24 protein-coding genes are annotated in these 21,174 nt (G+C 70.2%); 12 read left to right on the plus strand and 12 right to left on the minus strand.

The features are described from left to right. Nucleotides 1-4: 4 nt before the first annotated feature. Entirely contained in the window at nt 5-613 is a 609-nt protein-coding gene (locus ACFVAE_RS13275; protein WP_378892854.1) for an NAD(P)H-dependent oxidoreductase, read from the minus strand. 65 nt (nt 614-678) lie between these two features. Between ACFVAE_RS13275 and ACFVAE_RS13280 the strand changes: the two genes are divergently transcribed. Further along, on the plus strand, nt 679-1,245 hold the full coding sequence (locus ACFVAE_RS13280) for a TetR/AcrR family transcriptional regulator (protein WP_378892857.1): 567 nt from the start codon (nt 679-681) through the stop codon (nt 1,243-1,245). Nucleotides 1,246-1,248: 3 nt separating this feature from the next. Here the strand turns inward: ACFVAE_RS13280 and ACFVAE_RS13285 are convergent, their stop codons facing one another. Continuing rightward, the gene (locus ACFVAE_RS13285; protein ID WP_378892860.1) at nt 1,249-1,725 is read right to left on the minus strand and encodes a SixA phosphatase family protein; all 477 of its coding nucleotides are present in this window, start codon (nt 1,723-1,725) and stop codon (nt 1,249-1,251) included. A 103-nt stretch (nt 1,726-1,828) separates the two neighbouring features. Between ACFVAE_RS13285 and ACFVAE_RS13290 the strand changes: the two genes are divergently transcribed. The 4 genes from ACFVAE_RS13290 (at nt 1,829) to ACFVAE_RS13305 (ending at nt 5,800) form a co-directional block, all read left to right on the plus strand. Next, nucleotides 1,829-3,547, plus strand: a complete 1,719-nt coding sequence (locus tag ACFVAE_RS13290) for a DUF4407 domain-containing protein (RefSeq protein WP_378892863.1) — start codon at nt 1,829-1,831, stop codon at nt 3,545-3,547. 12 nt (nt 3,548-3,559) lie between these two features. Then, on the plus strand, nt 3,560-4,051 hold the full coding sequence (locus tag ACFVAE_RS13295) for a hypothetical protein (RefSeq protein ID WP_378892866.1): 492 nt from the start codon (nt 3,560-3,562) through the stop codon (nt 4,049-4,051). Nucleotides 4,052-4,181: 130 nt separating this feature from the next. Next, nucleotides 4,182-4,742: a HEAT repeat domain-containing protein gene (locus tag ACFVAE_RS13300; protein ID WP_378892869.1), complete on the plus strand. Its 561-nt coding sequence runs from the start codon at nt 4,182-4,184 to the stop codon at nt 4,740-4,742. Nucleotides 4,743-4,786: 44 nt separating this feature from the next. Continuing rightward, nucleotides 4,787-5,800, plus strand: a complete 1,014-nt coding sequence (locus ACFVAE_RS13305) for an aldo/keto reductase family protein (RefSeq protein WP_378892872.1) — start codon at nt 4,787-4,789, stop codon at nt 5,798-5,800. A 75-nt stretch (nt 5,801-5,875) separates the two neighbouring features. Here the strand turns inward: ACFVAE_RS13305 and ACFVAE_RS13310 are convergent, their stop codons facing one another. The 3 genes from ACFVAE_RS13310 to ACFVAE_RS13320 form a co-directional block, all read right to left on the minus strand. Further along, nucleotides 5,876-7,264, minus strand: a complete 1,389-nt coding sequence (locus tag ACFVAE_RS13310) for an FAD-binding oxidoreductase (RefSeq protein WP_378892875.1) — start codon at nt 7,262-7,264, stop codon at nt 5,876-5,878. Nucleotides 7,265-7,417: 153 nt separating this feature from the next. Beyond that, nucleotides 7,418-7,927 carry a glycine cleavage system protein R gene (locus tag ACFVAE_RS13315; RefSeq protein WP_378892878.1) on the minus strand — a complete coding sequence of 170 codons (510 nt, stop codon included), beginning with the start codon at nt 7,925-7,927 and terminating at the stop codon, nt 7,418-7,420. Between the two features lie 181 nt (nt 7,928-8,108). After that, nucleotides 8,109-9,158, minus strand: coding sequence for a PLP-dependent cysteine synthase family protein (locus tag ACFVAE_RS13320; protein WP_378892881.1), 1,050 nt, complete (start codon nt 9,156-9,158; stop codon nt 8,109-8,111). Nucleotides 9,159-9,236: 78 nt separating this feature from the next. Between ACFVAE_RS13320 and ACFVAE_RS13325 the strand changes: the two genes are divergently transcribed. Next, nucleotides 9,237-9,599, plus strand: a complete 363-nt coding sequence (locus ACFVAE_RS13325; protein ID WP_378892884.1) for a VOC family protein — start codon at nt 9,237-9,239, stop codon at nt 9,597-9,599. A 1-nt stretch (nt 9,600) separates the two neighbouring features. On the opposite strand, the gene ACFVAE_RS13330 is transcribed toward ACFVAE_RS13325, so the two are convergent. The 3 genes from ACFVAE_RS13330 to ACFVAE_RS13340 are packed head-to-tail and all read right to left on the minus strand — an operon-like array spanning nt 9,601 to nt 11,752. Next, a complete protein-coding gene (locus ACFVAE_RS13330; protein ID WP_378892887.1) occupies nt 9,601-10,383 on the minus strand; it encodes a GntR family transcriptional regulator in 783 nt (260 codons plus the stop codon). A 2-nt stretch (nt 10,384-10,385) separates the two neighbouring features. Then, nucleotides 10,386-10,784 (minus strand): D-ribose pyranase, encoded by a 399-nt coding sequence (gene rbsD, locus ACFVAE_RS13335; protein WP_378892890.1) that lies wholly within the window; start codon nt 10,782-10,784, stop codon nt 10,386-10,388. 23 nt (nt 10,785-10,807) lie between these two features. Further along, nucleotides 10,808-11,752 carry a ribokinase gene (locus ACFVAE_RS13340; protein ID WP_378892893.1) on the minus strand — a complete coding sequence of 315 codons (945 nt, stop codon included), beginning with the start codon at nt 11,750-11,752 and terminating at the stop codon, nt 10,808-10,810. A gap of 110 nt (nt 11,753-11,862) precedes the next feature. On the opposite strand from ACFVAE_RS13340, the gene ACFVAE_RS13345 reads away from it, so the two are divergent. Further along, nucleotides 11,863-12,519 (plus strand): transaldolase family protein, encoded by a 657-nt coding sequence (locus tag ACFVAE_RS13345; RefSeq protein WP_378892896.1) that lies wholly within the window; start codon nt 11,863-11,865, stop codon nt 12,517-12,519. Nucleotides 12,520-12,526: 7 nt separating this feature from the next. On the opposite strand, the gene ACFVAE_RS13350 is transcribed toward ACFVAE_RS13345, so the two are convergent. Next, a complete protein-coding gene (locus ACFVAE_RS13350) occupies nt 12,527-13,207 on the minus strand; it encodes a FadR/GntR family transcriptional regulator (RefSeq protein ID WP_378892898.1) in 681 nt (226 codons plus the stop codon). 48 nt (nt 13,208-13,255) lie between these two features. On the opposite strand from ACFVAE_RS13350, the gene ACFVAE_RS13355 reads away from it, so the two are divergent. Continuing rightward, nucleotides 13,256-14,137, plus strand: coding sequence for an amidohydrolase family protein (locus ACFVAE_RS13355; protein ID WP_378892901.1), 882 nt, complete (start codon nt 13,256-13,258; stop codon nt 14,135-14,137). A gap of 26 nt (nt 14,138-14,163) precedes the next feature. Beyond that, the gene (locus tag ACFVAE_RS13360) at nt 14,164-15,681 is read left to right on the plus strand and encodes an arylsulfatase (RefSeq protein ID WP_378892904.1); all 1,518 of its coding nucleotides are present in this window, start codon (nt 14,164-14,166) and stop codon (nt 15,679-15,681) included. A gap of 59 nt (nt 15,682-15,740) precedes the next feature. Here the strand turns inward: ACFVAE_RS13360 and ACFVAE_RS13365 are convergent, their stop codons facing one another. Both ACFVAE_RS13365 and ACFVAE_RS13370 read right to left on the minus strand, forming a co-directional pair. After that, nucleotides 15,741-16,508 carry an SDR family NAD(P)-dependent oxidoreductase gene (locus ACFVAE_RS13365; RefSeq protein ID WP_378892907.1) on the minus strand — a complete coding sequence of 256 codons (768 nt, stop codon included), beginning with the start codon at nt 16,506-16,508 and terminating at the stop codon, nt 15,741-15,743. Beyond that, nucleotides 16,490-17,350 carry a fumarylacetoacetate hydrolase family protein gene (locus ACFVAE_RS13370; RefSeq protein WP_378892910.1) on the minus strand — a complete coding sequence of 287 codons (861 nt, stop codon included), beginning with the start codon at nt 17,348-17,350 and terminating at the stop codon, nt 16,490-16,492. The genes ACFVAE_RS13365 and ACFVAE_RS13370 overlap by 19 nt, the downstream gene beginning before the upstream one ends. A gap of 89 nt (nt 17,351-17,439) precedes the next feature. Here ACFVAE_RS13370 and ACFVAE_RS13375 point away from each other — a divergent pair, with 89 nt between their 5' ends. Genes ACFVAE_RS13375 through ACFVAE_RS13385 form a run of 3 tightly spaced genes read left to right on the plus strand, consistent with a single transcriptional unit; the run spans nt 17,440 to nt 20,078 of the window. Beyond that, complete coding sequence (locus tag ACFVAE_RS13375; RefSeq protein ID WP_378892913.1) at nt 17,440-18,726, plus strand: L-fuconate dehydratase; 1,287 nt, start codon at nt 17,440-17,442, stop codon at nt 18,724-18,726. Further along, nucleotides 18,716-19,666, plus strand: a complete 951-nt coding sequence (locus ACFVAE_RS13380) for an aldo/keto reductase (protein ID WP_378892915.1) — start codon at nt 18,716-18,718, stop codon at nt 19,664-19,666. Before ACFVAE_RS13375 ends, ACFVAE_RS13380 begins: the two co-directional genes overlap by 11 nt. Further along, the gene (locus ACFVAE_RS13385; protein WP_378892918.1) at nt 19,659-20,078 is read left to right on the plus strand and encodes an RbsD/FucU family protein; all 420 of its coding nucleotides are present in this window, start codon (nt 19,659-19,661) and stop codon (nt 20,076-20,078) included. Before ACFVAE_RS13380 ends, ACFVAE_RS13385 begins: the two co-directional genes overlap by 8 nt. Nucleotides 20,079-20,104: 26 nt before the next feature. On the opposite strand, the gene ACFVAE_RS13390 is transcribed toward ACFVAE_RS13385, so the two are convergent. Continuing rightward, the gene (locus ACFVAE_RS13390; protein ID WP_378892920.1) at nt 20,105-21,100 is read right to left on the minus strand and encodes a LacI family DNA-binding transcriptional regulator; all 996 of its coding nucleotides are present in this window, start codon (nt 21,098-21,100) and stop codon (nt 20,105-20,107) included. Nucleotides 21,101-21,174: the final 74 nt, after the last annotated feature.

Below are 21,174 nucleotides of genomic sequence, written 5' to 3' on the forward strand. Positions count from 1 at the left end.
CCGCTCAGGCACCGACCGTGACGAGCTCCGTCGCGACGGAAGCTCGATCCCGTGCTCCGTCGGAGGCACCCAGACGTGAGGCGCGCTCCAGCCAGCCGTCGATCTTCGCGGCGGACGCGGTCTTGACGCCCAGCATCCGGTGCGTCTTCACGGATCGGATGCCGCAGAGCTTCATCGTGTTCCGCGCGACCTGCGTCTGCGCGGGCAGGCCGGTGATCGGCGCGAAGAACCACGGGGTGTCGGCGAGCAGCAGCAGGCGCCCGCGGCCGGCACGCACCATGCCGACCGGCAGGCCGGCGGGCGTGTAGCGGTACTCCTGCTGGGGGAGCAGGGCGCGGTCGAAGAAGCCCTTCAGCACGGCCGGAACCGAACCCCACCACAGCGGCGTGGCGATGACGACGTTCGTGGCCTCGTGCAGGGCGGCCTTCGCATCCATGAGGTCGGGCTCGAGCTGCATCCGCTCCCGGTATCCGAACCGCAGGTGCGGATCGAAGTCGAGGTCGCGCAGGGCGAGCAGGCGCGCGTCGCCGTGGGCGGCGGCGTAGCGCCGGGCGAGTTCCGCGGTGAGCGACTGGGAGTCGGGGTGGCCGTCGATGACGAGTGCAGTGGGCATCGGACGCTCCTATCTTGACAGTGTCTATTTGGTGGACACTGTCAAGATAGGGAACAATGTTGCTCGTGTCAAGTTCTCGTTCCGGCTATCACCACGGTGATCTCGCGCACGCGCTCGAGACGGCCGCGATGCAGCTGCTCGCCGAGAAGCCCGCGCAGGAGATCAGCCTGCGCGAGGTCGCGCGCGCCGCCGACGTGAGTCACAACGCGCCGTATCACCACTTCGCCGACCGCCGCGGACTGCTGAAGACCCTCGCCGAACGCAGCATGGCCGACCTCGTCGCCGCGGTGCGCGCCGGGCTCGAGGGCGCCCCTGACCCGGTCGCCGCGCTGATCGGCGGGGGACAGGCGTACATCCGCTTCGCCGTCGAGCGTCCGAACGCGTTCGACGTCGTCTACGACCCGGCGGTCTGCATCCCCGGCTCTCCGACCGAGACCATGGCGCCGCTCATCGACGAGCTCGAGTCGCTGCTCGGCGGAGCCGTCATCGCCGTGGGGCTCACCGCAGACGACGTCACCGCGACCTGGGGCCTCGTGCACGGGCTCGGCACGCTCGCCGCCGCCGGGCACTTCGCGCTCGAGAAGGCGCTCGCATCCTGCGACTCCGCGATCCGACGGATGCTGCCCGCCTGACGGTCAGTCACCGGGAGTGCGGACCTGGATCAGGCGCCCCGACCCTTCGACCAGCTCCGCCCACGAGTCTACGTCGACAATGCACTCGACGACCGCGCACGTCGGCAGCTCGACGAACTCGCCGGTGAGCTCGCCCACGGCATCGCTCATCCCGGGGTTGTGGCCCACCAGCATCCCGACCGCGCACTCGTCCGGCAGGCCGGACGCGATCTGCAGGATCGACCGAGCGGATGCGGCGTAGAGGAGCGGCTCCTCATGGACGGTCAGCCCGAATGCTGCCGCGTACTCGGCCGCCGTCGTCCGCGCGCGGGTCGCCGTGCTCGACACGATCCGGTCCAGCGCGATGCCCTCGGCGACGAGCCGGCGAGCCATCGCCGGGGCATCACGGCGTCCGCGCGCGTTGAGCGGACGGTCGTGATCGGAGTAGCCCGGCATCCCCCAATCGGACTTCGCGTGGCGGGCGAGCAGCAGCGTCTTCATGCGTCCAGCGTGGCACCCGACGGGCCGGGGCGCACCCCGAACCTGGGAGCGCTCGCAGGTTTCGTCGGGCCTGTCCACAGGCGGCCTTCCCTACCGTGGAAGGATGTCCTACTCTGCGCACCGCCCTGGACGGATGGATTCCCAGGGCCGTATCGAGTTCGACGTCGACGACCCGAACAGCGACCCGAACGCTGCTGCCGACGTCCCCGAATACTTCACCCGCGAATACCGCCCGGCCGGACCCGACGCCGAGGCGGGTGTCGACGCGACCGCTCTGAACGACGTGGTCGAGACCACCACCCGTCCGAACCCCGTCGTGCACGATGAGCAGGAGACCGAGGCCTACGACCTCGATGACTTCCCGTTCCTCGACGAGCCTGTGCAGGCTCAGGCCCCGACGCAGGAGATCGTCGATGAGCCCCAGGTCGAGGCATCCGCTCCGGAGCCCGAGCCGGTGCCCACCCCCGCACCGCGCGCGACCAAGCCACCGCGCGAGAAGCGCGAGAAGCGTGAGCGGGTCCCCGGGTCGCGCCTGCGCACACTGGCCATCCTCGGCGGCGCCGACGGCGAGATCCTCGACCGCGTGCCCGGCGAGACGCCCCGTTTCGTGCAGATGTTCTTCGTGCTGCTCGGCACGGCCCTCGTGTCGGCTCTGTCGATGATGTTCGCATTGATGACCGGCGTGCAGGTCGCCGTCTGGCTGGCCGTGCCGCTGGCGATCGTCTGGGCCGCGATCATCTTCAATCTCGACCGCTTCCTCACCTCGACGATGACGGCGACCCGCAGCGTCGGGAAGCTGATCGCCATCGCGATCCCGCGTGTGCTGATGGCCGCGCTGATCGGCTTCGTCGTCGCCGAGCCGGTCGTGCTGCAGGTGTTCCACAACGACATCGCCCGCGAGGTCGCGTCGACCAACATCACGCAGTCCCAGTCCGACCAGAACGCGCTGGAGAAGGGCCCGGAGAAGAAGGCGCTGGATGCCGCGACCAAGCGCGTCGCGAACCTGGAGAACCAGGCCGCGACCGGCATCGTCGCCGGGACGTCGAACTCGTCGGCATCCGAGTCCGCCGCACAGGGTACGGTCGACGATCTGACGAAGAAGATGGCCGAGCAGCAGAAGACCATCGACAGCGCCCGCGCGCTGTACCAGTGCGAGCTGACCGGCGAGGGTGCGGGCACCGTGCCCGGCTGCACCGGCGTGCACGGCAAGGGCACCAGTTCGGATGCTGCGAAGGCACAGCTGACCGAGGCTCAGCAGACCTACGACGCACTGGCCGCCCAGCTGCGCACCGCGAACGCCGAGCTCGAGAGCGCAGGCACCGCCGCGAAGGGCGAGCTGTCGGCTTCGGAGTCGGCCAACCGCAAGCAGGCCAAGGCCGAGCTGCCCGCCGCGAAGAAGACCTACGACCAGGCGCTCGCCGCGTACAACGCACGGGCCGACTCGGTCGCGCAGGGCAACGCCGGCGCGATCGGCCTGCTCAGCCAGATCAGCGGCCTGAACCGCCTCGGCGAGAAGGAGCCCACCATCTTCTGGGCGCACTGGCTGATCGCCGCGCTGTTCTTCATGATCGAGCTGCTGCCTGTGCTGGTGAAGGTGCTGACCAGCTACGGCGACCCGTCGCTCTACGAGAAGACCGCCGCGATCCGCAAGCAGGTCGAGGAGGATCGCGTCTCGGCCGAGGGGTTCCGCGACCGCGCGGCCATCATGGCGACGGGATCGCTGCCGCCGGCCGAGCCTCCTGCATCCGCGCCCGCTGACGCCGGCGATGCGCCGACAGTGCCGATCACGCGCGCCGACCTCCGCGAGGGCGCCACGGTCTGACAGGATCGCGGCATGGGCTCGCTGCGGAGACACACGACGACGGTCGCGATCATCGGCGTGTGCGCCGTGGTCGCCTATGCCGCGTGGGCGGCGGTGCAGATCCTTGTGCTGAACCCGCTGGCCGCGGTTCCGGATGCCGGGCTGCGCGAGATCTACGCGCAGATGGCGGCCGCGGGCGAGACGATGCCGATCGCGATGCCGTCAGGCATCCTCGCGATCGGCGTCGGACTGGCAGTGACCGTGGCCGTGGTGAGCATCAGGCGGCGGCTGGAGCCCTCGCTCGTCGCGGTGCTGTTCCTGATCCTGCTGGCGCTCGGGTCACCTGCCTACTTCATGGCCTCGTTCGGACCCGGCATGAACCTCGCCGACGCCTTCGGCATCAGCGGCGGCGACCACTCGCCGGGAGCTGTGCCGCTGTACGTCGTCAGCCTGCTGGCTGCCGGTGCCGCCGTGGGGCTGACGGTGGGCGCCAGCCGCCGGAAGGCCGTCGCGACCGCCGCGTGAGGTCCTGCGTCTCGGCGCTGGGGCTCCGCTCAGGAACGTGGGGCCGGCGCCTGTGCCGTACCGGGCCCTGAGCGAGCGCAGCGATAGGAAGGGCGCGATCCGGTGGCGTTGTCGCGGTAGCGTGTGCTTCATGGGCCTTGGTGAAGCGGTTCATGCGCATCCGCGGGGGCGTGCGCTCGCGGCGGCGGAGTATCTCGGCGAACGTGAGCTCGTCCTGTGGTGCGCCGACCTGATGAGTGGACGTCGCGTCTACGGAGCTCCGGATGCCCCAGATGCCGCCTGGCTCGGCGGCGCGGCCGCCGAGGGCTGGGGTGCGCCGGCGCGGCTGACCACCGAGACGCAGTACTGGCCGCGCGTCTGGGCCGCACGGACCCTGCTCTATGTCTGGGATGACGCGGCGATCCCGGCCGTGCTCGACGGACTACACGACACTTCGTGGCGGGTCCGAGAGATGAGCCTCAAGGTCGCACTGAGACGGGATGTCATCCAGGCGCTCGAGCCGGGCATGCGTCTTCTCGACGATGGCACGCTGCGCGTGCGTCTCGCCGCCATCAGGTTCATCGGCGACCTCGGAGAGTTCGAGCATCTCGAGCCACTCAACTCCGGGACGTTCGACGACACCAGTGAGCGCGACGCCGCCGACCGCGCGGTCCTCCGTGCGGAGCGACGGCTCGACCGCCCCCTGCGATGACGCGATCGGAGACGTGACCGGTCCCACGGCACTAGCGTTGAGACATGGTCAACTATCGCTATCTGGGCAACAGCGGGTTCAAGGTCTCGGAGATCACCCTGGGCAACTGGGTGACGCACGCGTCGCAGGTCGGCGACGACGCCGCGATCGCCACGGTGCACGCCGCGCTGGATGCCGGTATCACCACCTTCGACACCGCCGACACCTACGCCAACACCGCCGCCGAGGTCGTGCTCGGCAAGGCCCTCGAGGGGCAGCGCCGCGAGAGCCTCGAGATCTTCACGAAGGTGTACTTCCCGACCGGCCCGAAGGGCCCGAACGACACCGGCCTGAGCCGCAAGCACATCCGCGACTCGATCGAGGGCTCGCTGCGCCGCCTCGGCGTCGAGTACGTCGACCTGTATCAGGCGCACCGCTACGACTACGAGACGCCGCTTGAGGAGACCATGCAGGCCTTCGCCGACGTGGTGCGGCAGGGCAAGGCGCTGTACATCGGCGTCTCGGAGTGGACCGCGGAGCAGCTGCGCGAGGGTCACGCGCTGGCTCGCGAGCTGGGCGTGCAGCTGGTCTCGAACCAGCCGCAGTACTCGATGCTGCACCGCGTGATCGAGGGCAAGGTGGTTCCGGCTTCCGAGGAGCTCGGCATCTCGCAGGTCGTCTGGTCGCCGATGGCGCAGGGCGTGCTGAGCGGCAAGTACCTGCCCGGTCAGCCGGTGCCGGAGGGGTCGCGTGCGACCGACGAGCACTCCGGGGCGCACTTCATCAAGAGCTTCCTGCGTGACGACATCCTCACCGCCGTGCAGAACCTGAAGCCGATCGCCGAGCAGGCCGGCCTGACGATGCCGCAGCTCGCGATCGCCTGGGTGCTGCAGAACAAGAACATCGCCGCCGCGCTGGTGGGCGCTTCGCGCCCGGAGCAGCTCGCCGACACCGTCAAGGCATCCGGTGTGGTGCTCGACGCGGACACGCTCGCCGCGATCGACACCGCCCTCGCCGGCGTTGTGAACGACGACCCCGAGGACACCTACACGGTCTCGCCGAAGGAGCGCCTCGTCTGAGGCATCGTCGCGAACGCGGAATCGGCCGGTGCTCCCTGCGGAGCACCGGCCGATCTCGTATCCGGCAGTCTCGGCTCAGAGCGCCCCGAACACCGCGCCCGGGTTGAGGATGTTCTGCGGGTCGAGAGCCTTCTTGATGCGCAGGTTCAGGTCGAGCACGTCCTCGCCGAGGTATTCGCCGAGCCAGGGCTGCTTCAGCCGGCCGACGCCGTGCTCGCCGGTGATCGTGCCGCCGAGGGCCATCGCCAGATCCATGACCTCGCCGTAGGCGATGTCGGCGCGCTCCTTCTGACCGGGATCCGACGGGTCCAGCACGAGCAGCGGATGCGTGTTGCCGTCACCTGCGTGCGCGACGATCGAGATCTCGGTGCGGTGCCGCGCGGCGATCTCGGCGACGCCGAGCACCAGGTCGCCGAGGCGGGGGAGCGGCACGCCGACATCCTCCAGCAGCAGGGCGCCGCGCTTCTCGACGGCGGGGATCGCCTGGCGGCGGGCCTCGATGAGCGCCTCGCTCTCGTCGGGGTCGTTCGTCGAATAGCACTCGGTGGCGCCGTTCGCGCCGCAGATCACCTCGACCGCGGCGATCTGCTCCTCGGCCAGGGCCTCCGGCTCGTCGGACTGCACGATCAGCATCGCGGCGGACCCGCGGTCCAGCTCCATGCGCATCATGTCCTCGACCGCGTTGATCGCGACCTGGTCCATGAATTCCAGCATCGACGGGCGCATCGCGCCCTTGATGTCGAGCACCGCCTGGATCGCGCCCGACAGCGTCGGGAACATCGCCACCAGCGTGGTGGGGGTGCGCTGAGCCGGCACCAGTCGCAGCACGATCTCGGTGATGATGCCGAGCGTGCCCTCGCTGCCGACGAACAGCTTGGTCAGCGACAGGCCGGCGACGTCCTTCAGCCGCGGCCCGCCGAGCTTCACGACCTTGCCGTCGGCGAGGACGACCGTGAGGCCGAGCACGTAGTCGGTGGTCACGCCGTACTTCACGCAGCACAGGCCGCCGGCGTTCGTCGCGACATTGCCGCCGATCGAGCAGAACTCCTGCGAGGACGGGTCCGGCGGGTACCAGAGGCCGTGCTCGGATGCCGCGGCCTTGACCTCGACGTTGAAGGCGCCGGGCTGCACGGTGGCCATCTGCACGAGCGGATCGATCGTGATCTGCCGCATCCGATCCAGCGAGACGACGATCGCGTCGTCCTGCGCGGAGCTGCCGCCGGAGAGACCGGAGCCCGCGCCGCGGGGGATCACGGCGACGCCCTCGCGGGCGGCGATCTTCATCGTGGCCTGCACATCCTCCGTCGAGGTCGCGCGCACGACGGCGAGCGGAACCCCGGCATCCGGATCGTTCGCGCGGTCCCAGCGATAGGCATCGAGCGAGTCGCGGTGGGTGACGAGCACGCCCTCGGGCAGATCAGCGGTCAGAGCGGCGAGCACGCGCTCGCGGCGGTCGGGTTCCATCGTCTCAGCGTATCCGGCTCGGCCTTTCAGCACCGTGCCCGACCGCGGATGCCGCAGGCGACGCGCTGACGGAAGCCGCGCCACTCCGGCGCAGCGGACCCGGCCATCCGAAGCCGGGTACGAGGCCCGCAGCCGCGGGATGCGGGGCGCCGCTCAGCCCAGCGAGATGTCGACCTGGATCTCGGTGGCGAGCTGCTCGAGGGCGGCGCGCAGCGCGTCGATGTCGGCCGAGGCGGGCACCGTCGCCGTCACGGTCGACTCGAAGAGGCGCCCACCGGCCATGGCGGCATCCTTCGTGACCGTCGTCATGTCCTCGATGCTCAGTGCGTGCTCGGCGAGCACTCGCGAGACCTCGCGCACAATGCCGGCGCGGTCGTTGCCGAGCACCGTCAGACTGATCCGCTGCATGTCGGCGGCAGCCGCGGCATCCGTTCCGGTGTGCACGGTGACCGCGAGCAGCCCGTCGAGCGCCCGGAGCGCCGACTGAAGCTCGGCGACGCGCTCCGGCGCGACCGACACCTCGATGACTCCGGCGAAAGTGCCGGCGAGCTCTGCGAGGCGGCTGTTCTCCCAGTTGCCGCCGTGCGCGTCGACGGCGTCGGCCACGGCCGAGACGAGTCCGGGGCGATCCGCTCCCGCGACGGTGAGGATGAGCGTAGTCATGCCTGAAGCGTAGCGCTCACCGGTCCGGTCGGACCCGGCCGCGCGTCGCCGGCTTCCGTACGGATGGAAAGTGCATGACCGGGGGCCGCGGAAGGTGCGAATTCCATCCGTTCAGCCGGGGCGTGGATGGAAACCGCACCGCCGGGGCCGCGGAAGGTGCGAAACCCATCCGCGACGACTGTCACCAGGCCCCGGACTCCAGGAAGCGCTCCAGCCGTTCGCGGTGCGGTGCGAGGTCCCAGCCCTGCGCTGCCACCCACTCGTCGTTGTAGTAGGTCTGCGCGTAGCGCACGCCGCCGTCGCAGATCAGGGTCACGACGCTGCCGGTCTCACCGGCGTCCCGCATCCGCGAGATCAGCTGGAACGCGCCGATCAGGTTCGTGCCGGTCGACCCGCCCGCCCAGTGCAGGGTGCGCTCGCGCAGGAGCCGGATGGCGGCCACCGATGCGGCGTCCGGCACCTGGATCATCTCGTCGATCACGCTCGGCACGAACGACGCCTCGACCCGCGGGCGGCCGATGCCCTCGATCCTCGAAGGCTTTCCCGTGGCATCCGCGTCGCCCTTCCAGCCCGCGTAGAACGCGGAGCCCTCCGGGTCGACGACGGCCACCTTCGTCTCGTGCCGCCGGTACCGCACGTACCGGCCGAAGGTCGCGCTGGTGCCGCCGGTGCCGGCGCCGACGACGATCCAGGAGGGGATCGGATGCCGCTCCTGCGACAGCTGGCTGAACACGCTCTCGGCGATGTTGTTGTTGCCGCGCCAGTCCGTCGCGCGCTCGGCGTAGGTGAACTGGTCGAGGTAGTGGCCGCGGCAGTCGGATGCCAGGCGGCGGGCCTCCGGGGAGATGTCCTCGGCGCGGTCGACGAGGTGGCAGCGGCCGCCGTAGAACTCGATCAGGTCGATCTTCTCCTGCGTGGTCGAGCGCGGCACGACGGTCACGAACTCCAGACCCAGCATGCGAGCGAAGTACGCCTCGGAGACCGCGGTCGAGCCACTGGACGACTCGACCAGCGTCGTGCCCTCATCGATGAGGCCGTTCACCAGGCCGTACAGGATCAGCGAGCGCGCCAGACGGTGCTTGAGTGAACCCGTCGGATGCACCGACTCGTCCTTCAGATACAGGTCGATGCCCCACTCCGCAGGCAGCGGGAAGAGATGCAGGTGCGTGTCGGCCGACCGGTTGCCGTCGGCTTCGAGCACGCGGATGGCGGAACTGACCCATTCGCTCATGAATCGAGGGTATCGGCCTTGTCCGACGTCCGTGCCGGGCGCAGACTTGCCCTTGGGGACCAAGGAGAGGAGACGTTCATGGCGCACGGAGACATCACGCACATCGACATCCCGGTCGCGGACCTGGCGAAGGGAGCGGCGTTCTACTCGGGACTGTTCGGCTGGAACATCGCCGAGATGCCCGGCTTCGAGGGGTACCCGACGTGGCAGGCCCCGAACGGCATCAGCGGCGGCGGTCTCGCGCCGCGCGACGACGGCTTCACGCAGCCGCGATCCTACGTCGAGGTCGACTCGATCGACGACACGCTCGCCGCGGCGAAGGCCGCCGGCGGCAGCGTCGCGATGGAGAAGAGCGCGATCACCGACACCAGCTGGTGGGCGGTCATCGTCGACCCGGACGGCAACCACATCGGGCTGTTCGAAGGGGTCGTCGGCGGCTGAATCAGTTTCCGTCTGTGTGCAGCAGGGCCGCGCGGCCCTGCTCGTCGCTGAGCTGGAACTCGAACCGGGAGCGGTCGCCGCGGTGGTGGGCGATGAAGAACTCGATCGGCCGGCCGGTCTCGTCACGGCTGACGCTGCGCAGTCGCAGCAGGGCCGATCCGGCACTCACGCCGAGACGGTTCGCCTGTTCATGGGTCGCGACCGTCGCCTCTGCGGAGCGCACGCCGTGCGTCGCGCGGATGCCGTGCGCCGCGAGCAGCCGGTAGAGCGAGGCCTCGCGCAGGTCGGCGTCGAGCGTGACCGCGCCGACGTCCTCCGGCATCCACGTCGTCGACAGGGACCAGGCGTCCCCGTCGACATGACGCAGGCGCTCCAGCACCACGACCGGCGCTCCGACGGGGATCTCCAGGGCAGCGGCGACGGTATCATCCGCTGTGCCGCGCTCGTGACGCAGCACGTCGCTGTGCACGTGACCGCCGCGCTGCTCGACCTCGTCGAACAGGCCGATGAGGGTGTGCACGAGCGATTCCGCCGTGCGCGGCCTCGCCACGAACGTGCCCTTGCCCTTCACCCGCTCGACCAGCCCCTCGTGCTCGAGCTGGGCGAGAGCCTGCCGCACGACGGTGCGGGAGATGCCGTACTGCGCGCACAGCCGGTGCTCGCCGGGCAGCGGATCGCCGGGCTGCAGGCCGTCGCGCTCGATTCCGTCGATGATCAGCTGCCGCAGCTGGTCGTACATCGGCGCGGCGGAATGGCGGTCGATCGCCTCGAGTGACTCGCTCATGGTCAGTACGCCACCCCCGCCTGCAGGATGACGTTCGCGTAGGGGGTGAACTCGCCGGAGCGCACGAACGCGCGCGCCGCGTGGGTGCGCTCTTTGAACTCGACGTGCGGAACGAGCTCGATCTCGATGCCGGGCAGGCGCTCGCGCAGGGCATCCAGGACGTGCGGGCTCCGCTCGGCGACCTCTGCGGAGACCGTCGCGCCCTCGACGACGAGCTCGGCCAGCACGGTGTCGAGCACGTCGAGGAACTCCGGGGCACCGGGCCGGTAGGCCAGGTCGATCCGCTCGGAACCCGGTGGGATCGGCAGGCCGGCGTCGGTGACGACGATGAGATCGGTGTGGCCGGTCTCGCTGATCACGCGGGACAGCGCCGGGTTGATCGTCGTGGATGTCTTGCGCATGCGGGTGCTCCTTCAGACGTGTTTCACACTCGGGATGCTGCGAGCAGCTCGTCGACCTCGGCGCGGTGCGGCAGGCTCGGCGAGGCGCCCTGCCGGGTGACGGCGATGGCGCCCGCGGCACTGGCGAGCGCGGTGGCCCGGTCCAGAGGCCAGCCGTCGGCGAGGGCGGCGCCCAGGTAACCCGCGTAGGCGTCGCCGGCGGCTGTGGTGTCGACCGGCTCGACGGGGATCGGGTCGATGAACGTCGTGCCCTCCGCGGTGACCACGCAGGAGCCCTTCTCGGCCATCGTGATCACGGCCGCCCTGACGCCCTGCTCGAGGAACCAGCGCCCGGCGCGCTCGGCCGAGGCTGCGTCTGCGACCTCGATGCCGCTGAGCAGCGTCGCCTCGGTCTCGTTCGGGGTGACGATGTCGATGTTCGGCCAGACATCCGGATCGAGCGGCGCCGCGGGCGCCGGATCGAGCACCACGGTCATGCCGAGCTGCTGCCCTCGTGCGGTGATGTGCCGGGTGAGGGATGCCGGGGTCTCGAGCTGCGTGAGGAGCACCGAGGTGGTCGGGGCGAGGGCCTCGAGCGCCGCGTCGATCTGCTCGGTGCTGAGGTGGGCGTTCGCGAGAGGGACCATGACGATGTCGTTCTGCGCCGACGCATCCACGCGGATGTGCGCGATGCCGGTCGGGCCGGGCACGGTGCGCAGGTGGGCGAGGTCGACGCCGGCGGCGCTCAGTCCGTCGACGACGAGGTCGTGGAACAGATCGTCGCCGACGCATCCGACGAAGCTCGTGCGGGCGCCGGCCTGACCGGCCGCGACCGCCTGGTTCGCACCCTTGCCGCCCAGCAGCAGGGTGAACTGGTCGCCGAGGATGGTCTCGCCGCGGGCGGGGAGGCGCTGCGAGAAGGTGGTGACATCCGCGGTGACACTGCCGACGATCACCACGCCGGAACGGTCGGTCTGCTCGGTCGGCATGGAACTCCTCGATCGTCGTCGACGGCGCGACCCTTTTGACAGTGGGGCGACGCTGTCATTACATTAGCGGCATCCGAACCTGTAACGACAGGTTGGGGAAGGAGCTTCGCATGACCGCACCCCGCCTGTACGTGGACAGCGCCGACGGCGACCGCGTGAACGCACTGCTCGCGACCGGCGTCGTGCACGGGGTGACGACCAACCCGACCATCCTCGAACGCGGCGGACGCAGGGCGGCCGAGATCCCCGGGTTGTACGCCGACTGGGTGAGCAGGGGAGCGCACGAGGTCTTCTTCCAGACCTGGGGTGCGGATCGCGCGGCTTATCTGCGCAACGCCGAGCGCATCCTCTCCCTCGGAGACCGTGTGGCGGTGAAGGTCCCCGCGACGACCGAGGGCTTCGCCGCGGCATCCGCCCTGGTGCGCGACGGTGCGACCGTGCTCGTCACCGCGGTGTACTCGGTCGCCCAGGCGCTCGCGTGCGCGAGCATCGGAGCGCACTACGTCGCTCCGTACCTGGGCCGGATGCGGGATGCCGGGATCGACGGCGACACGATGATCGCGCGCATGCAGGCGGTCTGCGAGGGCAGCGGCACGAACGTGCTCGCGGCGAGCCTGCGCTCGCCGGCCGACATCGTCGGCCTGCGAGAGGCGGGCGTGCCCTACTTCACGGCGGCGCCCGACGTGATCGAGGCGATGCTCACCGACCCGACCAGCGATGCGTCGGCGGCCGAGTTCGACGAGACGATGGTGCGACTGGGCGGTTGAACCCGCCTCAGGCCTCCGCCGCCTGGCGCAGCCAGCGCTCGACGCCCGCGATGTGCGCCGTGGCGAGCGAGGTCGCCAGGGCGGAGTCGTGCTGCGCGATCGCGTCGGCGATCGCGCGGTGCTCGGAGAGCGTCCGGTCGACGGCGTTCTGCTCGGTGAGTCCGCGCCAGACGCGAGCCCGCACGGTCTGGCTGCTCAGGCTCTCGATCAGGCTCGCCAGGTAGTCGTTGCCGGTCAGCCGCACGATCTCGCGGTGGAACCGGATGTCGTGCGCGACCAGGTCGTCGAGCGTGACGGTCTCGGGATCCACAGACGCGACCTCGTCCTGCAGCTTCGTCGCCTCGTCGGCCGTGGCGTTGCCGGCGGCAAGGCCGGTGGCCTGCGACTCCAGCATCCGCCGGACGGCGAACAGCTCGAGCAGCGAGTCGTCGTCGTGCAGGTCGACCACGAAGGTGATCGCCTCGAGCAGCAGGTGCGGCTCCAGGCTCGTGACATAGGTGCCGTCGCCGCGGCGCACATCGAGCACGCGGATGACCTCGAGGGCCTTGACCGCTTCGCGCATGGAATTGCGCGACAGCCCCAGCCGCTCGGCGAGCTCCTTCTCCGGCGGCAGCCGGTCGCCCGGGCCCAGTTCGCCGGAGACGATCATCGCCTTGATCTTCTCGATCGCCTCATCAGTCACTGCCATGGCGACATCCTCGCACAGTGATCGGATGTCTGGGGCAGGATGGGAGGCATGCGCGTCGTCGACTCCCACCTGCATCTCTGGGACCCCACGTACCTGACCTACCGCTGGCTCGAAGGCGATCTGAACAGCGCCTTCGCCGCAGAACAGCTTCTCGACGACCAGATCGAGGATGTCGACGAGCAGGTCGCGATCTTCGTGCAGGCCGACCCCGTCGAGAAGCAGGCGATCGACGAGGTGCGCTGGGTGGACTCGATCGCCCTCGAGAGCGGCGTCGTCGCGATCGTCGCCGGTGCCCGGCTGGACCGCGGCCGCAAGACCGTGAAGCATCTCGACGAGCTGGCCGCCTACGATCGCGTCGTCGGCGTGCGGCACCTGCTGCAGGGCGAGAAGGACGGGTTCGCGCGCACCTCGGCGTTCCTCGAGGGTGCCCGCGCCGTGGAATCCCGCGGCTGGACCTTCGACGCCTGCGTGCGCGAGCACCAGATCTCCGACGTGACCGCGCTCGCCGAAGCGGTTCCCGGGCTGCGGATCGTGCTCGACCACATGGGCAAGCCGGCCGTCGGAACCGACGATGCGCCGCTGCGGCCGACCTCGCAGTGGCGCTGGGACATCGCGCAGCTCGCGCGCCACCCGCAGGTGTACGTGAAGCTCTCCGGGCTGCCCGCCGAGGCCGGTGGTCGCTGGGACGAGGACCAGCTGGAGCCGTTCCTCGACGTCGTCGCGAAGGAGTTCGGCGAGGAGCGGATCATGTGGGGCAGCGACTGGCCGGTGTCGGCGATGACGTCGTCGGACGACGGCGGCGAGGACTTCTTCATGGAGGGGATGCGTGACGACTGGTGCCACACCGTCGCGCAGTGGGCGACGGATCGGGGACTGGACGTCGACAAGGTCCTGTGGTCGAACGCGCTCGACTTCTACGGCATCCGCTGAAGGCCGCCCGGAGTAGCGTCATGACCATGCCCTCATCGCCGAACGTCGTCCTCATCTGCGTCGATCAGTGGCGGGGCGATTGCCTCTCCGCCGACGGGCATCCGATCGTGCGCACGCCGTACCTCGACGCGCTCGCCGCGCGTGGAGTGCGGTTCTCGAACGCCTACTCCGCCACGCCGACGTGCGTACCCGCGCGGATGGCGCTGCTGACCGGACTGTCGCAGGAGCACCACCGCCGCGTCGGCTACGCCGACGGCGTCGAATTCGACATCTCCGAGACGCTGCCGCGCTCGCTCGCGGCCGGCGGGTATCAGACGCAGGCGATCGGCAAGATGCACTACTCGCCGGAGCGGGTGCGCATCGGCTTCGACGACGTCATCCTGCACGACGGCTACTTGCACCACTCCCGGCGGCGGGAGCGGGATGCCCGGTTCTACGACGACTACCTCACCTGGCTGCGCGCGCAGGCGGGGTCGTCGGCGGTCGAGGACTACCTGGAGAACGGGATCAACTGCAACTCGGTGGTGGCCCGTCCCTGGGACAAGGCCGAACGCCTGCATCCGACCAACTGGGTCGTGACCGAGGCGGAGAACTGGCTGTACCGCCGCGACCCCACCCGGCCGTTCTTCCTGTACCTGTCGTTCCACCGGCCGCACGCGCCCTACGATCCGCCGGCATGGGCGTTCGAGCAGTATCTGGACGCTCCCTTCGCGGAGCCGCCGGTGGGGGACTGGGCGGGGGAGTTCGACCACCTGCGCAACGACGCCCTGCCCGATGCGAACGTCGCGCAGTACGACGCCCGCACCGCGCATCGGGCGCGTGCCGGGTACTACGGTCACATCAGCCACATCGACGCGCAGATCAACCGGTTCCTCGAGATCCTCGCGGAGTTCGGGGTCGCCGACGACACCTACATCCTGTTCACCTCCGACCACGGCGACATGCTCGGCGACCACCACCTGTGGCGCAAGGGGTACCCGTACGAGGGGTCGGCGCGGGTGCCGATGATCCTCGCCGGGCCCACGATCGATGCGCAGCAGGTCAGCGACGAGATCGTCGAGCTGCGCGATGTGATGCCGACCCTGCTTGCCTGCGCCGGCGTGCCGGTGCCGGGAGATGTCGACGGGCGCGATCTCGGTTCCGCGGTCGCGCGGAGGGAGGCGGCGCCATGGACCGGACAGCCGGCCCCGGCCGTTGCACGGATCTCTGCCTCGCCCTCGGCGGTGCTGACGGACGACGAGCCGCACCTGCACGGCGAGCACATCGCTCTCGGGCACTCGATGCAGTGGATCCGGATGGGCCGCTGGAAGTACGTCTGGCTGTCCGGAAACGGCGTCGAGCAGCTGTTCGACCTGGTCGAGGACCCGCAGGAGCTGCACGATCTGTCGGCGGACGCCGACGCGGCATCCGCACTTCAGTCGTGCCGTGCGCGCCTCATCGCCGACCTGCGCGGCCGCCCGGAGGGGTTCGTCGCGGACGGCACCCTGGTGCCGGGCCGCCCGGTGCAGCCGGTGCTCGCGGAGCCGCACGAGCGCGTCGCCTGACGACGCGGCGGAGACGACGAAGGCCGCCGGTGCGAACGCCGGCGGCCTTCGGGGGACTCCTACTCCGCGCGGAGGCGCAGCTGCGCCATCCCGCCGTCGACCTCGATGAAGGTTCCGGTGGTCGAGCCGGATGCCGGGGACACCAGGTAGAGCACGGCGCCGGCGACCTCATCGGGCGAGACCAGACGGCCGTGCGGCTGACGGGCGTTCAGCGCGGCGCGCTCGGCTGCGGGATCGGTGGCCGAGTCGAGCAGACGTCCGACCCACGGGGTGTCGGCCGTGCCCGGGTTGACCGCGTTGACGCGGATGCCCTCGCGCAGGTGGTCGGCGGCCATCGCGCGGGTCAGCGCCGAGACGGCTCCCTTCGACGCCGAGTACAGCGCGCGCTGCGGCAGACCGGTGGTCGAGGCGATGGATGCCGTGTTGCAGACCGCCGCCGACGGCGACTTCCGCAGCCACGGCAGTGCAGCTGAGGTGACGCGGGCGATGCCGGTGACGTTGATCGAGAGCACGCGAGCCCACTCGTCGTCGTCGTTCGCGGTCACGTCGCCCTGGGCGCCGATGCCGGCGTTGTTGATCACGATGTCGATGCGGCCGAACCGCTCCGCGACGGCCGCGACAGCGGCATCGACGGATGCCCGATCCGAGACATCGGCGGTGAACGCGGCGAAGCGCTCGTCGGCGCCCGACGTGTCGCGATCGAGCACGGCGATCTGCGCGCCCTGCTCGTGCAGCGCCGCGGCGATGGCCGCGCCGATCCCGGATGCTCCGCCGGTGACGATCGCCACCAGCCCTTCGACCTGACCGCTCACTTCTCTGCCTTCCATGCGACGAACTTCTGGCGCTGGTGACCCAGGCCCTCGATCTCGACCTCGACGACGTCTCCGGCCCTCAGATACGGGAACTTCCCGCCGAAGGCGACGCCCTGAGGCGTGCCCGTGAGGATGAGGTCGCCGGGTTCGAGGGTGACGTACTGAGACAGGTGGTGCACGATCGTCGGGATGTCGAAGATCATGTCGTTCGTGTTCGAGTCCTGACGCGGCTCGCCGTTCACCCAGCTGCGCAGACGCAGGTTCTGCGCATCCACCTCGTCGGGGGTGACCAGCCAGGGGCCGGTCGGGTTGAAGCCGTAGGCGATCTTGCCCTTCGACCACTGCCCGCCGGAGACCTCCATCTGGAAGGTGCGCTCCGAGACGTCGTTCGCCACGACGTAGCCGGCGATGTGCGCGGCGGCCTCGGCGGGGGAGTCGAGGTACGCGGCGCGCGCCCCGATGACGATGCCGAGCTCGACCTCCCAGTCGGTCTTCTCGCTGCCGCGGGGGATGGTCACGGTGTCGTCCGGGCCGACGACGGTGTTCGGCGTCTTCAGGAACATGATCGGCACGGTGGGCGGCTCGGCTCCGGACTCGCGGGCGTGCGCGGCGTAGTTCTGCCCGATGCAGATCACGGCGCTCGGCCGCGCGATCGCCGACCCGAGACGCAGGGTCGCGGCATCCGCGATCTCCGGCAGGGAGCCGGCATCCAGCGCCGCCTGCGTGCGCCCGACCGGATCGTCGGCGAGAAAGTCGCCGTTCACATCCGATGTCACGGGGCGCAGGTCGTAGGTGTGATCGCCGTCGATGACGACGGGCACTTCGCTCCCGGGCTCTCCCATTCGCGCGAACTTCATGGTTCTCCTCTTCGTCGACAGCGCAGCGGCGCGCTCGTTGACAGTATAGACATCCGATGTTTACACTCCAAGTGACCTGAAGGAGCCCCGTGAGCCGTATCGTCGCGCTGGACACCAGCGACATCCGCTTCCCCACATCCCTGAGCCTCGACGGTTCGGATGCGATGAACCCCGACCCCGACTACTCGGCGGCGTACGTCATCGTTCGGACGGATGCCGGCGACGCCGGTCATGCGTTCGTGTTCACGATCGGCCGGGGCAACGACGTGCAGGTCGCGGCGATCGACGCGCTCGCCGGGCATTTGGTCGGCCGGGAGATCGAACCGCTGCTGGACGACATGGGCGGCACCTTCCGAGACATCATCGGAGACTCGCAGCTGCGCTGGCTCGGGCCCGAGAAGGGCGTCATGCACATGGCGATCGGCGCCGTGATCAACGCCCTGTGGGACATCAAGGCCAAGCGCGCCGGACTGCCGCTGTGGCAGCTGCTCGCCAGGACGACGCCGGAGGAGCTCGTCGACCTGGTCGACTTCCGCTACCTGACCAACGCGCTCACCCGCGAGGACGCGCTCGAGATCCTGCGTGCCGGCGTGGAGGGCCGCGAGGAGCGCGAGCAGCAGCTGCTCGCCACCGGCTACCCCGGCTACACCACCAGCCCCGGCTGGCTGGGCTACTCGGATGAGAAGCTCGAGCGGCTGGCGCGCGAGGCGCTGGCGGACGGGTTCACCCAGATCAAGCTCAAGGTCGGAGCCGACCTGCAGGACGACATCCGACGGTTCCGCAAGGCGCGCGAGGTGGTCGGACCCGACTTCCCGATCGCGATCGACGCGAACCAGCGCTGGGAGGTCTCCGAGGCGATCGAGTGGGTGAATGCGCTCGCCGAGTTCCACCCCGCCTGGATCGAGGAGCCCACCAGCCCCGACGACGTGCTCGGGCACGCCGAGATCGCCCGCGGCGTCGCGCCGATCCGCGTCGCCACCGGCGAGCACGCGCAGAACCGGATGATCTTCAAGCAGCTGCTGCAGGCGCAGGCCATCGAGGTCATGCAGATCGACGCCGTGCGCGTCGCCGGCGTGAACGAGAACATCGCCAACCTCCTGCTGGCCGCCAAGTTCGGCGTGCCGGTGTGCCCGCACGCCGGCGGCGTCGGCCTGTGCGAGGCCGTGCAGCACCTCTCGATGTTCGACTTCGTCGCCGTCACCGGCACCCGCGAGGGGCGCATGATCGAGTTCGTGGACCACCTGCACGAGCACTTCGTCGTGCCCACCGACATCCAGGGCGGGTCGTACATGGCGCCGACCGCGCCGGGCAACGGCATGGAGATGAAGGCGGACAGCATCGCCGAGTACACCTGGAAGGGGCAGCATGCCGTCTGAGTTCCCGAAGCTCGGCTACGGGGCCGCGAACGTCGGCAACCTGTTCCGCGAGCTCACCGACGACGAGGCGTGGGCGATCCTCGAGGCGGCCTGGGATGCCGGCATCCGCTACTACGACACCGCGCCGCACTACGGCCTCGGCCTCTCGGAGCGACGGCTCGGCGCCTTCCTGCAGACCAAGCCGCGCGACGAGTTCGTGCTGTCGACCAAGGCGGGGCGCCTGCTGCGATCGAATCCGTCGCCGACGGGTCTCGATACGGCGAACGACTTCCATGTGCCCGACGACCTGCAGCGGGTGTGGGACTTCACCGAAGCGGGCATCCGCGCCAGCCTCGACGAGTCCCGCGAGCGACTCGGCATCGAGAAGATCGACCTGCTCTACCTGCACGACCCAGAGCGCAACGACCTGGATCTCGCGATCGAGAGCGCGTTCCCCGCGCTCGAGGCGCTGCGCGCCGAAGGGCAGGTGGATGCCGTCGGCGTCGGCTCCATGGTCTCCGAGGCGCTCGCGCGCTCGGTGCGCGAGGCCGATCTGGACCTGATCATGGTCGCCGGGCGGTACACGCTGCTCGAGCAGCCGGCGGCCGCTGAGGTGCTGCCCGCCTGCGCCGCGCGCGGGACCGGCGTCGTCGCGGCATCCGTCTTCAACTCCGGCCTGCTCGCGCAGAGCGAGCCGCGGCGCGACGGCCGCTACGAATACGGCCAGCTGCCCGATGAGCTCTGGGACAGGCTGGTGCGGATCGCCGCGATCTGCCGCGCCCACGACGTGCCGCTGCCCGCTGCCGCGGTGCAGTTCCCGCTGCAGGCGGGCGTGGTGCGCTCGGTCGTGGTCGGCGGCAGCAGGCCCGCCCAGCTCGTGCAGAACGCCGAATACGCCGCGCTCGACATCCCCGCAGAGCTGTGGGCCGAGCTCGCCGAGGAAGGACTGACGGATGCTTGAGGGAATCAACCCGCTGCTCACCGGTGAGCTGCTGCTGCATCTGGACCGGATGGGGCACTCCGATTCGGTGGTGGTCGCCGATGCGCACTTCCCGGCCTGGGCGCTGGGCGAGCGCGTGATCGACCTGCCCGGCACCTCGACGCCCGAGGTCGTCGCGGCGATCCGCTCGGTGCTCCCGCTCGACGATGCGCCGGGCATCGACCTCATGGAGTCGGCCGACGCCACGGTGCTCGACGTGCAGCGCGAGCTGATGGCGGCCGCGGGCACCGACGCGGCGACCACCCGGTTCGTGGAGCGCTTCGCCTACTACGACGTCGCGAAGGACGCGTACCTGATGGTGCGCACCGGCGAGACGCGCAAGTACGGCAACGCGCTGCTGCGCAAGGGCGTCGTCGGGCATCCCTCGGCCTAGAGCGGGCAGACCGCGGCTCGTGCCGCTCAGCCGGCCGTGGAGGCGCGCACGACGAGCTCTGCTGCGAAGGGCGTGACCGCCGGCGCCGGCGAGGTCGGGTCCTCCAACTGACGCAGCAGGGCGGATGCCGCGGCGCGTCCGATCTCGTAGCCCGGCTGCCGGACGGTCGTGAGCGGCACGACGGTCTGGTGCGCCTGGTCGACGTCGTCGAATCCGACGATCGCGATGTCGCCGGGCACCGAGACTCCGGCGCGCAGCAGGACGGTGAGTGCGCCGATCGCGAGCATGTCGTTCGCGGCGAACAGGGCGTCCGGGCGCTCGGCCGCGGGCAGGGCGAGGAGCTCCTCGGCCGCGGCCATGCCTGCGTCGATGGTCAGGCCGCGCGCGGGGACGGTGCGCACGCGCTCGTCCCCGACCGCGTTGATCAGCCCCGCCCGTCTGTCGGCCGTCTGGCTGACGGTGCTCGGATCGCCCACGAAGGCGATGCGTCGTCGTCCGATCGCGAGCAGGTGCTCGCCGGCGAGACGGCCACCGCCGCGATCGTCGAAGGGCACCGATCCGACGGCGGTGGCGCCGTGCTGCGGGCCGATGACGACGGAGCGGATGCCGCGTTCGGCGAGGCCCTCGAGGCGGGGCACGACGTCTCCGAGCGGATAGATCACGATGCCGCGGGCGCGGTGCGCCTCGAACATGTCGATGTTGCGCAGCTCCTGCGCGGCATCTCGGTTGCTGTTGCTGAAGAACAGCGACCAGCCGCCCTCCCGGGTGACGTCCTCGACGCCGCGGGAGAGTTCGTTGAAGTACGGGAGCCAGGCGTCGAGCAGAATGAGCGCGATCGTCCGGCCCTCGCCCGCACGCAGCTGGCGGGCGGACTCGTTCGGCACATAGCCGAGCTGCTCGACGGCGCGCTGCACGCGATCGCGGGTGCGCTCGCTGAGCACGTGCGGGTGGTTCAGGAAGTTCGACACGGTCGACGCTGAGACGCCGGCGAGTGCTGCGACGTCCTTGACGCTGGCGGGCATCGGCATCCTCCTGGGTTCCTGGGGTCAGCGTAGCGGTTCTTGACACGTTGCAAACCCGAGAGTACCGTCACCTG

Origin of the sequence: Microbacterium sp. NPDC057659, from assembly GCF_042799915.1 — a bacterium.
Classification (GTDB): domain Bacteria; phylum Actinomycetota; class Actinomycetes; order Actinomycetales; family Microbacteriaceae; genus Microbacterium.

Bases quoted from the DNA above. Each gene is read 5' to 3' on its own strand.
- ACFVAE_RS13350 (WP_378892898.1), bottom strand. From the start codon at position 13,207: ATGGCAGTGACTGATGAGGCGATCGAGAAGATCAAGGCGATGATCGTC.
- ACFVAE_RS13380 (WP_378892915.1), top strand. From the start codon at position 18,716: ATGCCGTCTGAGTTCCCGAAGCTCGGCTACGGGGCCGCGAACGTCGGC.
- ACFVAE_RS13315 (WP_378892878.1), bottom strand. From the start codon at position 7,927: ATGACTACGCTCATCCTCACCGTCGCGGGAGCGGATCGCCCCGGACTC.
- ACFVAE_RS13290 (WP_378892863.1), top strand. From the start codon at position 1,829: ATGTCCTACTCTGCGCACCGCCCTGGACGGATGGATTCCCAGGGCCGT.
- ACFVAE_RS13340 (WP_378892893.1), bottom strand. From the start codon at position 11,752: ATGCCGACCGAGCAGACCGACCGTTCCGGCGTGGTGATCGTCGGCAGT.
- ACFVAE_RS13355 (WP_378892901.1), top strand. From the start codon at position 13,256: ATGCGCGTCGTCGACTCCCACCTGCATCTCTGGGACCCCACGTACCTG.
- ACFVAE_RS13370 (WP_378892910.1), bottom strand. From the start codon at position 17,350: ATGAAGTTCGCGCGAATGGGAGAGCCCGGGAGCGAAGTGCCCGTCGTC.
- ACFVAE_RS13345 (WP_378892896.1), top strand. From the start codon at position 11,863: ATGACCGCACCCCGCCTGTACGTGGACAGCGCCGACGGCGACCGCGTG.
- ACFVAE_RS13295 (WP_378892866.1), top strand. From the start codon at position 3,560: ATGGGCTCGCTGCGGAGACACACGACGACGGTCGCGATCATCGGCGTG.
- ACFVAE_RS13275 (WP_378892854.1), bottom strand. From the start codon at position 613: ATGCCCACTGCACTCGTCATCGACGGCCACCCCGACTCCCAGTCGCTC.
- ACFVAE_RS13390 (WP_378892920.1), bottom strand. From the start codon at position 21,100: ATGCCCGCCAGCGTCAAGGACGTCGCAGCACTCGCCGGCGTCTCAGCG.
- ACFVAE_RS13330 (WP_378892887.1), bottom strand. From the start codon at position 10,383: ATGAGCGAGTCACTCGAGGCGATCGACCGCCATTCCGCCGCGCCGATG.
- ACFVAE_RS13360 (WP_378892904.1), top strand. From the start codon at position 14,164: ATGCCCTCATCGCCGAACGTCGTCCTCATCTGCGTCGATCAGTGGCGG.
- rbsD (WP_378892890.1), bottom strand. From the start codon at position 10,784: ATGCGCAAGACATCCACGACGATCAACCCGGCGCTGTCCCGCGTGATC.
- ACFVAE_RS13300 (WP_378892869.1), top strand. From the start codon at position 4,182: ATGGGCCTTGGTGAAGCGGTTCATGCGCATCCGCGGGGGCGTGCGCTC.
- ACFVAE_RS13310 (WP_378892875.1), bottom strand. From the start codon at position 7,264: ATGGAACCCGACCGCCGCGAGCGCGTGCTCGCCGCTCTGACCGCTGAT.
- ACFVAE_RS13365 (WP_378892907.1), bottom strand. From the start codon at position 16,508: ATGGAAGGCAGAGAAGTGAGCGGTCAGGTCGAAGGGCTGGTGGCGATC.
- ACFVAE_RS13325 (WP_378892884.1), top strand. From the start codon at position 9,237: ATGGCGCACGGAGACATCACGCACATCGACATCCCGGTCGCGGACCTG.
- ACFVAE_RS13285 (WP_378892860.1), bottom strand. From the start codon at position 1,725: ATGAAGACGCTGCTGCTCGCCCGCCACGCGAAGTCCGATTGGGGGATG.
- ACFVAE_RS13320 (WP_378892881.1), bottom strand. From the start codon at position 9,158: ATGAGCGAATGGGTCAGTTCCGCCATCCGCGTGCTCGAAGCCGACGGC.
- ACFVAE_RS13305 (WP_378892872.1), top strand. From the start codon at position 4,787: ATGGTCAACTATCGCTATCTGGGCAACAGCGGGTTCAAGGTCTCGGAG.
- ACFVAE_RS13385 (WP_378892918.1), top strand. From the start codon at position 19,659: ATGCTTGAGGGAATCAACCCGCTGCTCACCGGTGAGCTGCTGCTGCAT.